Below are 8,122 nucleotides of genomic sequence, written 5' to 3'. Positions count from 1 at the left end.
GGAGAGGCGTTGTTGGGTCATGGTTGAAGCTCCTAAGGAAGGTAGATGAAACTTGCATCTCTCATGCCTTGGTCGGGCGTTGAGGTGATGTGTTCATCTTAGGGAGCGCACCCCAACAGAATCCGGACAGCCAGATGACATTGTTGTTAAGAATCTGCGTGAATTGGAGCGCGAGTTGGTGGACGTGCGCGGGGGACGAATGCGGAGGACGGAGGACCAACCACACGGGTAGACAGAAGTCACCGGTTGCAGAAAAATGTGCGCTCTTTATGGTGGCCCCAGACAATCGCCGAGCCAAGGTGGCGGAGCAACTCCAAAGACCGGCATTCTCCCGTGTTTCGGAACTCGGGATTCGTTATCTGCCTTACAGCCAACTGGAGCAGAACCACGTGTCCATGAGCCGCTTTGGCTCCAGCATCAAGCCATTGCTGGAGATTTCACAGCGGTTGTAAGTCTTCTGCCTTATGCCTTATTTCTCCTCCATGGGTTGGGCCGGCTGGCATGGGCAGGCGGATGAGTTTTGCAGGGCCGACTGAATAGGCGCTTCCTCGGCGTCATTCCTTGCAGGCCTTCATCTCCGCCTCGAAGCGCTGCTTGCGCAGTTGGTTCAGGTAGGGCGTAGTCAAGGCACGCGGACCATGGTCGAGCGGCAGGATCAAGGGCTGGGGCGGGCAGTCGCCACGGCCGGTTTTGGCGGCCTCGGTGGCATCTCGCGTGCGCGTGGCCTCGGCCTCCTGGCCGGCCTTGCGGCCTTGCTCGATAGCCTGAAAGTCAGGGCCGGCCAGGACCGGCAAGGTGGCGCCCAGCATCAGCGCGCCGGCGAGGGGGTAGATCAGCTTGTTCATGATGATTCCTTTGGTATGCGAAACAGGGGGCTTGAGCTGCGTGAGGGGAACAAAGTGCCTTGACGGCGGCCTATTGATCCGGCACGGTTTATTGCAGAGTCCCGATGCCGTTCAACTTGAGCCCGTCGAGGGGCTTCGACACCTCAGCCCGAGCAAGGTTTACGAATAAAGCCTGCCGGATCAATAGTTGTGCGCCTGCATGCTCCAGCCCACCACCTGGCGGCTGAACAGGTCGATGACCGCTGCCAGGTACACCCAACCTTCGTCGGTGGCGATGTAGGTGGTGTTGCCACACCAGAGCTGGTCGGGTGTATCGGGATTGAAACGTCGCTGTACCAGGTCCGGGGCCCCCGGCGGGGCTGTGGCGGCTGTCCGTGGTCACCACAAATTTGTGCTGGGTCTTGGCCCGGATGCCGTGCTGCTGCATCAAGCGGCGCACACGTTTCCTGCCCACCCGGATGCCACGGGCGAGCAGTTCCTTGTGCATGCGAGGCCAATCGCATCAAGCTCGCCTTCTTCGAAGTTCAAACTGCTTGACCAAGCCATAAATAGCGGGAATTACTGCCAGCGTCAGCACGGTCGAGGAAATCATCCCTCCAACCATCGGTGCAGCGATACGGCTCATGACTTCCGAGCCTGTGCCAGTTCCCCACAGGATGGGAAGCAAGCCAGCCATGATGGCGACCACCGTCATCATCTTGGGACGCACCCGCTCAACCGCACCCTCCATGATGGCTTCATAAAGATCCGCAACGCCAGGCTCTTTGTTTTCAGCGCGGCGTTTTGCCTGAATTTCCTCCCAGGCATGGTCTAAATAGATCAACATGATCACCCCGGTCTCAGCGGCCACCCCCGCCAAGGCGATGAAGCCCACCGCGACGGCCACAGACATGTTGTAGCCCATCAACCACATGAGCCAGACCCCTCCGACCAAGGCAAACGGCACCGACAGCATGACGATCAGGGTTTCCGTCAGGCGCTTGAAGTTCAGGTACAGCAGTAGAAAGATGATGAGCAAGGTGACGGGAATGACCACCTTCATCTTTTGCACCGCACGTTCCATCGACTCAAACTGGCCACTCCAGGTCGCGTAGTAGCCCGGCGGAAACTTTACCTGTTCGTTCACGGCTTTGCGCGCGTCTGCCACATAGCTGCCGATGTCACGCTCACGGATGTCCACGAAGATGTAAGCAGACAGAAGCGCATTTTCAGTGCGGATGCCGGGTGCCCCCTTTGCCACTTCGACCCGGGCCACCTGCCCCAGCGGCACCATCGCGCCGTCCATGGTGGGCACCAGCACTTCGCGGGCGATCTGCTGGGGGTCGGTGCGCAGCTCGCGCGGGTAGCGCACCGTGACGCCGAAGCGCTCGCGGCCTTCGACCGTCGTGGTGACCATTTCGCCGCCCAGGGCCGTGCCAATGACGTCCTGCAGCTCTCCTACCCCCAGGCCGTAGCGCGCCAGTTGCGCCCGGTCGGGTTCAATATTGAGGTAAAAGCCCCCTGTGATGCGTTCTGCGAACGCCGAGGTCGTTCCGGGCACCTGCTTGACCACGGTCTCGATCTCGCGCGCCAGGCGCTCCATCTCGCCCAGGTCCTTGCCGAAGACCTTGATCCCGATGGGCGTGCGGATGCCGGTGGAAAGCATGTCGATGCGGGCCTTGATGGGCATGGTCCAGGCGTTGGACACGCCAGGAAACTGCAGTGCCTGGTCCAACTCCGCGATCAGCTTGTCGATCGTCATGCCCGTGCGCCACTCGGACTCCGGCTTGAGGTTGATGACGGTTTCGAACATCTCGGTCGGTGCCGGGTCCGTGGCCGTGTTGGCGCGCCCGGCTTTGCCATAGACCGATACCACCTCCGGGAAGCTCTTGATGATCTTGTTCTGCGTCTGCATCAGCTCGGCCGCCTTGGTGATGGACATGCCGGGCAGCGACGCGGGCATGTACAGCAGCGTGCCTTCGTTGAGCGTGGGCATGAACTCCGAGCCGAGCTGGCTGGCGGGGTAGAACGACACGCCCAGCACGATGATCGACGTGGCAACCGTCAGTTTCTTCCAGCGCATCACGGCGGCGATGATGGGACGGTAGATCCAGATGAGGAACCGGTTCACCGGGTTGCGTGCCTCCGGCATGATGCGCCCACGGATGAACAGCATCATCAGCACGGGCACCAGCGTCACCGACAGTAGCGCGGCACCGGCCATGGCAAAGGTTTTGGTATAGGCCAGTGGCGAGAACAGGCGGCCTTCCTGCGACTCCAGCGTGAACACCGGCAGGAAGGACACGGTGATGATGAGCAGCGAGAAGAACAAAGCCGGGCCCACCTCCTTGCAGGCGGCAATCATGGCTTCCACGCGATCAGTGTTGGTGTGCTCCTCGGGCAGGCGCTCCAGGTGCTTGTGGGCGTTCTCGATCATGACGATGGCCGCGTCCACCATGGCACCGATGGCAATGGCGATGCCCCCCAGGCTCATCAGGTTGGAGTTCATGCCCAGCAGGCGCATGGAGATGAAGGCGATCAGCACCCCCACCGGGAGCATCAGGATCGCCACCAAGGCTGAGCGCACATGCATCAGAAAGACCACGCAGACCAGCGCGACGATCAGGCTTTCTTCGATCAGTGTGCGCTTGAGCGTTTCAATCGCGCGGTGAATCAGGTCGGAGCGGTCGTACACCGCCTCGATGGTGACGCCCTGCGGCAGGCCGGTCGAAACCTCAGCGATCTTCTCCTTCAGGTTGTGAATCACTTCCAGCGCGTTCTGGCCGTAGCGGGCCACCGCGATGCCGGAGACCACCTCGCCCTCGCCATTGAGCTCGGTCACGCCACGGCGCTCATCCGGTACCAGTTCAACACGGGCAATGTCACGGATCAGCACCGGTGTGCCTTTTTCCGCCTTGACGACCAGGCTCTCGATGTCGGCCACCCCGCGCAGATAGCCCTTGCCACGCACCATGTACTCGGTTTCGGCCATCTCCACCACGCGCCCGCCGACGTCGCGGTTCGAGTCGCGCACCACCTGGGAGACCTTGGCCAAGGGAATGCCGTAAGCCCGCAGTTTCACCGGATCGACGGTGATCTGGTAGGTCTGCACAAACCCGCCCATCGACGCCACTTCGGCCACGCCATGGGCCTTGGTCAACTGGTAGCGCAGGTACCAGTCCTGCAAGCTACGCAATTCGGCCAGGGTCATATCTTTGGCCAAGAGCGCATATTGGTACACCCAGCCCACACCAGTCGCATCCGGACCGATCTGCGGTGTCACACCCTTGGGCATGCGCCCCGCTGCGAAGTTGAGGTATTCGAGCACGCGTGAGCGTGCCCAGTAGATGTCAGTGCCATCCTCGAAGATGATGTAGACGAACGAGGCGCCAAAGAAGGAGAAGCCCCGCACCACCTTGGACTTGGGAACCGACAGCATGGAGGTGGTCAACGGATACGTGACCTGATCCTCGACCACCTGCGGGGCCTGGCCCGGATACTCGGTGTAGACGATGACCTGAACGTCTGACAGGTCCGGCAGCGCATCCAGCGGTGTTTTGAGCACAGCATAGATACCGCCAACAATGACGAACAGGGTCGCCAGCAGCACCAGGAAACGGTTTCTCCCCGACCAGTCGATGATCTTCGCAAGCATATTTTTTCCCGAAAATCAGTTGTGACCGGCGTGAGGATTGGCCGTGGCTTTGCCCAGGGGTCGGGCGGCGGTGATCACCCATTCGCCTTGATCGCGTTCGACGAACTCAAAGGCAACCAGGGCACCCGGCTTGAGCTCCTTGAGCAAGCCGCTGTGGGCGACCTTGAACTCCATCGACATGGCGGGCCATTTGAGACTGGGCACCGGGCCATGTGCCAGCGTCACCGTGGAGGACTTCGTATCGATGTCCTCTACTGTGCCTTCGGCTTGGTGACCCACGCCTGTGACGGCCTTGGTGCTTGCTGATCCATCAGGAGTGGCTTGAGTCCCGTGTCCTGTATGCCCCAGGCCTCCGATGGCGGCTTTGAGGTTGCTTTCCGCATCGATGAGGAAATTGGCGGCCACTACGACCATTTCACCGTCCTGCACGCCCTCGATAATTTCGATGCGGTCCTCGCTGCGCGCGCCGACCTTGACTTCGCGGGGCTCGAAACGCCCCTCCTTGAGTTGCACCAGAACGATCTGCCGTGTTCCGCTGTCGATAACCGCCGACGTCGGTACCGTCAGCACGGTGCCCTTGGAGGCGGCGGGCAGTTCCACCTGTGCAAACATGCCCGGCTTTAGCAACCCACCTGCATTGGTCAATTCGACCCGCACGGGCACGGTGCGAGTTTCAGCCGTGAGCGTTGGATAGACGTAGGTGATGGAACCGGTGAATACCTTGTCCGGGTAGGCGTTGATGCGAACCGTGGCCTTTGCCCCTGTTTTGACCAAGCCGATGTCCTGCTCGAATACATCGGCTATCACCCACACTGAAGACAGGTTAGTGACCTGGTAGAGCGCGTCGCCTGGCATGAAACGCATGCCCTGTACCGCCTTTTTCTCGGTCACGATGCCTGCCACCGGCGAGCGAAACGTGAGGGTGCGGCGCGCCGTGCCCGACTGAGTCAGCGCCTTCACCTGCTCGTCCGAAATATCCCAGTTGCGCAGGCGCGTAAGGCCCGATTCGGCGAGTTCTCGCATTCCTTTCTGTGTTTCCTCGCTGGCGCCCTTCAAGGCGTCGACCCCTTGGGCGGCAATCGCGTATTCGCGTTGCGCCGACACCAGTTCCGGGCTGTAGACCTCGAACAAGGGCTGGCCCTTGCCCACGGCCTGGCCGGTGGCGTTGACATGCAAGCGTTCGACGTAGCCCTCGAACTTTGGGGTGATGGCGTAGGTCAGGCGCTCGTCGGGTTCGATGCGGCCTGCAGCGCGCACCATCTTGTCCAGGTTGCGCAGGCTGACAGCCTCAACGCGCACCCCGAGCTTCTGAACCTTGTCGGTGCTGATCTTGATCTGGTTGGCGCTTCCGGCTTCCGGTTCCTGATCGCCCTCGTAGACGGGGATGTAATCCATCCCCATCGGGTCCTTCTTGGGCGTGGGGGACGTATCGGGCAAGCCCATCGGATTGCGGTAATAGAGAACCTTGCGCTCCTTCTTGTCGTTTGCCGAAGCAACAGTCGATGTCGCCTGCACTGATCCATGTGCAGCGGACTGGCGTTGCCCGTACCAATAGCCGCCTCCCGCAGCCAGTGCCGTGGCGGCCAGCACGAGCGCGCCCACCTTGATAGTTGTTGTCATAGATCTTCTCCCACGATGCGCTCGATGTCCGCCAGACGCATCTGGGCTGCAACTCCTGCTTTGACTTGATTGAGTTTGGCTTGTCGTATCTGTCTCTGTGCATCCAGCAGGGTGGCGAAATCCACCTTGCCCGATTCGTAGCCTGCCAAAGCCGACCGGAACGTCAGCTCCGACTGGGGCAGCAGGCTGTCCGTGGTCAACGCCAGCGTACGGCGAGCCGCCTCCAGGCCCGCCAAGTTTTCATACAGATCCGCGAGTACCTGGTTGGTGGCCGCTTCGCGGCGCGAGCGGGCGGCATCCAGCATGGCCTGTGCTTCCTGCTCCTGCGCCCGCCGCGTGTCCTGCTGCAAGGGGATGGTGACCTCAACCATCAGCTCCCATTCCCGGACCGACTTGCCGTACTGGATGGGTGACACCCCCACCGCAAAGTCCGGATAGCGGTTCTTGTAGGTGAGTTCACGGTTCTTTTCTGCAGCCTGGATTTGTGACTCCTCGGTTCTCAGCAGCGGATTGCTGGACCGTGCACGCTGTTCCAGGACATCAAATCGCATGGTCTCAGGCGCCGGAAGTGTGCGAATGCTCTCTGGCGTAGCCAGCGTCTCGCTGGCAGGGCGCCCCACGAGCGCTTTTAGCCTGGCCTGCAACTGACTTCGCTCTGCGTCGAGGGCAATCAATTCGTTGCGCATGGTGGTTTGCTCCAGCTGCGCACGAATCACGTCCTGCTGCGCGGCCAGGCCACCGGCGTAGCGCACCTGGGCGACTTTTTCCAGGCGAGTCATCAGGTCCAGGATCTCCCTGGTCAGCCGCTCGTTCTGGTCCAGATAGTAGAGTTGGGCGTATGTCGTCTTGATCTTGGTCGCTAGTTCACTCCAGGTGCCAGCCACTCGCCCTCGGGCCGCTTCGGCCTGCAATTGGGCCGATTCACGCTTGAGGCCCCGTTTCCCAAACCACGGCAATTCCTGTGTGAGCAGGTATCGCGTGCTGCCCACACGCCCTGGCAGCAGCGTCGGGTTGCGCTCGCCCATCCGGGTAAGGTCACGAAGTTCCATGCTGAACTTTGGATCCGGCAAGGCACCCGCGGGTACGACACGCTCGGCAGCGGCATCGGCATCAAAACGCATGCTTGCGATTTCGGGGTTTCGCTCCCAGGCCGCTTGCAGCAACCCTTCAACACTCGACCCAAGCTTGACCTCCTGCGCGTAAACCATCGAGCTCAGCGCGAGAGACACCATTACCACACCCAACGACAGGCGATTCCTCATAGGCATCATGACCTCCCCCTTGGCGCACGCAAAGCGGAATTCAACCGGTCAATTACTTCGGCCCAGTCCGCGTCTTCCAGAAGTTCTTCGCGCAACAGAGTCGCCTGAGATGGTGTCCAGAATGGCGCATCGGCCAGCAGCACATCGGCCGGCAGTGGAGCGTGGGCCTCCAAGAACTCCCCGATGCCTGCCGCGTCCATGCGCAAGCCGAGCTGGGAAAACAGTTCAGAGAAGCGATGAAATGACTTTTCCATAGCGGTGGTCCCTATTGTTCAAACACAAAAATAGGACTTCCGCAAAATTGTTCCAGTAAGGCGCTCTGACGCAGACAGTGCAAGCGCACGGCAAGGAAGATCAACGCCGCTGGGGCGATTTTGCGTAAGTCCTGAAAAATTCTGAAGACGTGGTCGGTGGAGGCTCACGAAAGCGTCAGGCTCAGCGCCAAAATGACCGCTCTGCAAGCCATCCCACCCTCTTTCACTGAAATCCAGGGTGTTGCACTTCGTATTTGAGTCCGCCCACCGTGTGCGAATGCACGTTGTGATTCTGCAAGCCCGAGACTGACGGGAAGATGTTTCAAAAATTACATTTCTGTCAGGTAATTTTTGGGGCGTGACCTATCAGGCTGCTGAAATCCCGAGGTTAGCCAGGCCGACGCGCGATCCCACAGAATGGATTCAACGTGCTCTGCTGGAGCCCCAATTGGGGGCTATCAACCCGGGGAGTAGAGACGCAGACGCTCGGAGCGTTCGGCAGGTGAC

General features: G+C 60.6%; 5 protein-coding genes and 2 pseudogenes. 1 reads left to right on the top strand and 6 read right to left on the bottom strand.

Annotated features, from left to right (window positions below):
• Nucleotides 1-257 precede the first annotated feature (257 nt).
• Nucleotides 258-452: pseudogene (locus J8G26_RS19660) on the top strand (type II restriction endonuclease); the annotation flags it as partial.
• A gap of 102 nt (nucleotides 453-554) precedes the next feature.
• On the opposite strand, the gene J8G26_RS18755 reads toward J8G26_RS19660, so the two are convergent.
• The 6 genes and pseudogenes from J8G26_RS18755 to J8G26_RS18730 form a co-directional block, all read right to left on the bottom strand.
• Nucleotides 555-845 carry a hypothetical protein gene (locus tag J8G26_RS18755; protein WP_207375602.1) on the bottom strand — a complete coding sequence of 97 codons (291 nt, stop codon included), beginning with the start codon at nucleotides 843-845 and terminating at the stop codon, nucleotides 555-557.
• 195 nt (nucleotides 846-1,040) lie between these two features.
• Nucleotides 1,041-1,341: pseudogene (locus J8G26_RS18750) on the bottom strand (IS3 family transposase); the annotation flags it as partial.
• Between the two features lie 6 nt (nucleotides 1,342-1,347).
• Nucleotides 1,348-4,479, bottom strand: coding sequence for an efflux RND transporter permease subunit (locus tag J8G26_RS18745; protein WP_210570746.1), 3,132 nt, complete (start codon nucleotides 4,477-4,479; stop codon nucleotides 1,348-1,350).
• A 15-nt stretch (nucleotides 4,480-4,494) separates the two neighbouring features.
• Nucleotides 4,495-6,099, bottom strand: coding sequence for an efflux RND transporter periplasmic adaptor subunit (locus J8G26_RS18740; protein ID WP_210570743.1), 1,605 nt, complete (start codon nucleotides 6,097-6,099; stop codon nucleotides 4,495-4,497).
• A complete protein-coding gene (locus J8G26_RS18735; protein WP_210570741.1) occupies nucleotides 6,096-7,370 on the bottom strand; it encodes a TolC family protein in 1,275 nt (424 codons plus the stop codon). The genes J8G26_RS18740 and J8G26_RS18735 overlap by 4 nt, the downstream gene beginning before the upstream one ends.
• On the bottom strand, nucleotides 7,367-7,615 hold the full coding sequence (locus tag J8G26_RS18730; protein WP_066697057.1) for a DUF2789 domain-containing protein: 249 nt from the start codon (nucleotides 7,613-7,615) through the stop codon (nucleotides 7,367-7,369). Before J8G26_RS18730 ends, J8G26_RS18735 begins: the two co-directional genes overlap by 4 nt.
• Nucleotides 7,616-8,122: the final 507 nt, after the last annotated feature.

This window comes from Acidovorax sp. JG5, from assembly GCF_017939685.1.
Classification (GTDB): Bacteria; Pseudomonadota; Gammaproteobacteria; order Burkholderiales; family Burkholderiaceae_C; genus Acidovorax.
The sequence above is the reverse complement of the archived record's forward strand: the minus strand, read 5'-3'. Positions and strand labels throughout refer to the sequence as shown.

What these genes read in the sequence shown, in the direction of transcription:
- J8G26_RS18745 (WP_210570746.1), bottom strand. Translation starts at nt 4,479, where the DNA reads ATGCTTGCGAAGATCATCGACTGGTCGGGGAGAAACCGTTTCCTGGTG.
- J8G26_RS18735 (WP_210570741.1), bottom strand. Translation starts at nt 7,370, where the DNA reads ATGATGCCTATGAGGAATCGCCTGTCGTTGGGTGTGGTAATGGTGTCT.
- J8G26_RS18730 (WP_066697057.1), bottom strand. Translation starts at nt 7,615, where the DNA reads ATGGAAAAGTCATTTCATCGCTTCTCTGAACTGTTTTCCCAGCTCGGC.
- J8G26_RS18740 (WP_210570743.1), bottom strand. Translation starts at nt 6,099, where the DNA reads ATGACAACAACTATCAAGGTGGGCGCGCTCGTGCTGGCCGCCACGGCA.
- J8G26_RS18755 (WP_207375602.1), bottom strand. Translation starts at nt 845, where the DNA reads ATGAACAAGCTGATCTACCCCCTCGCCGGCGCGCTGATGCTGGGCGCC.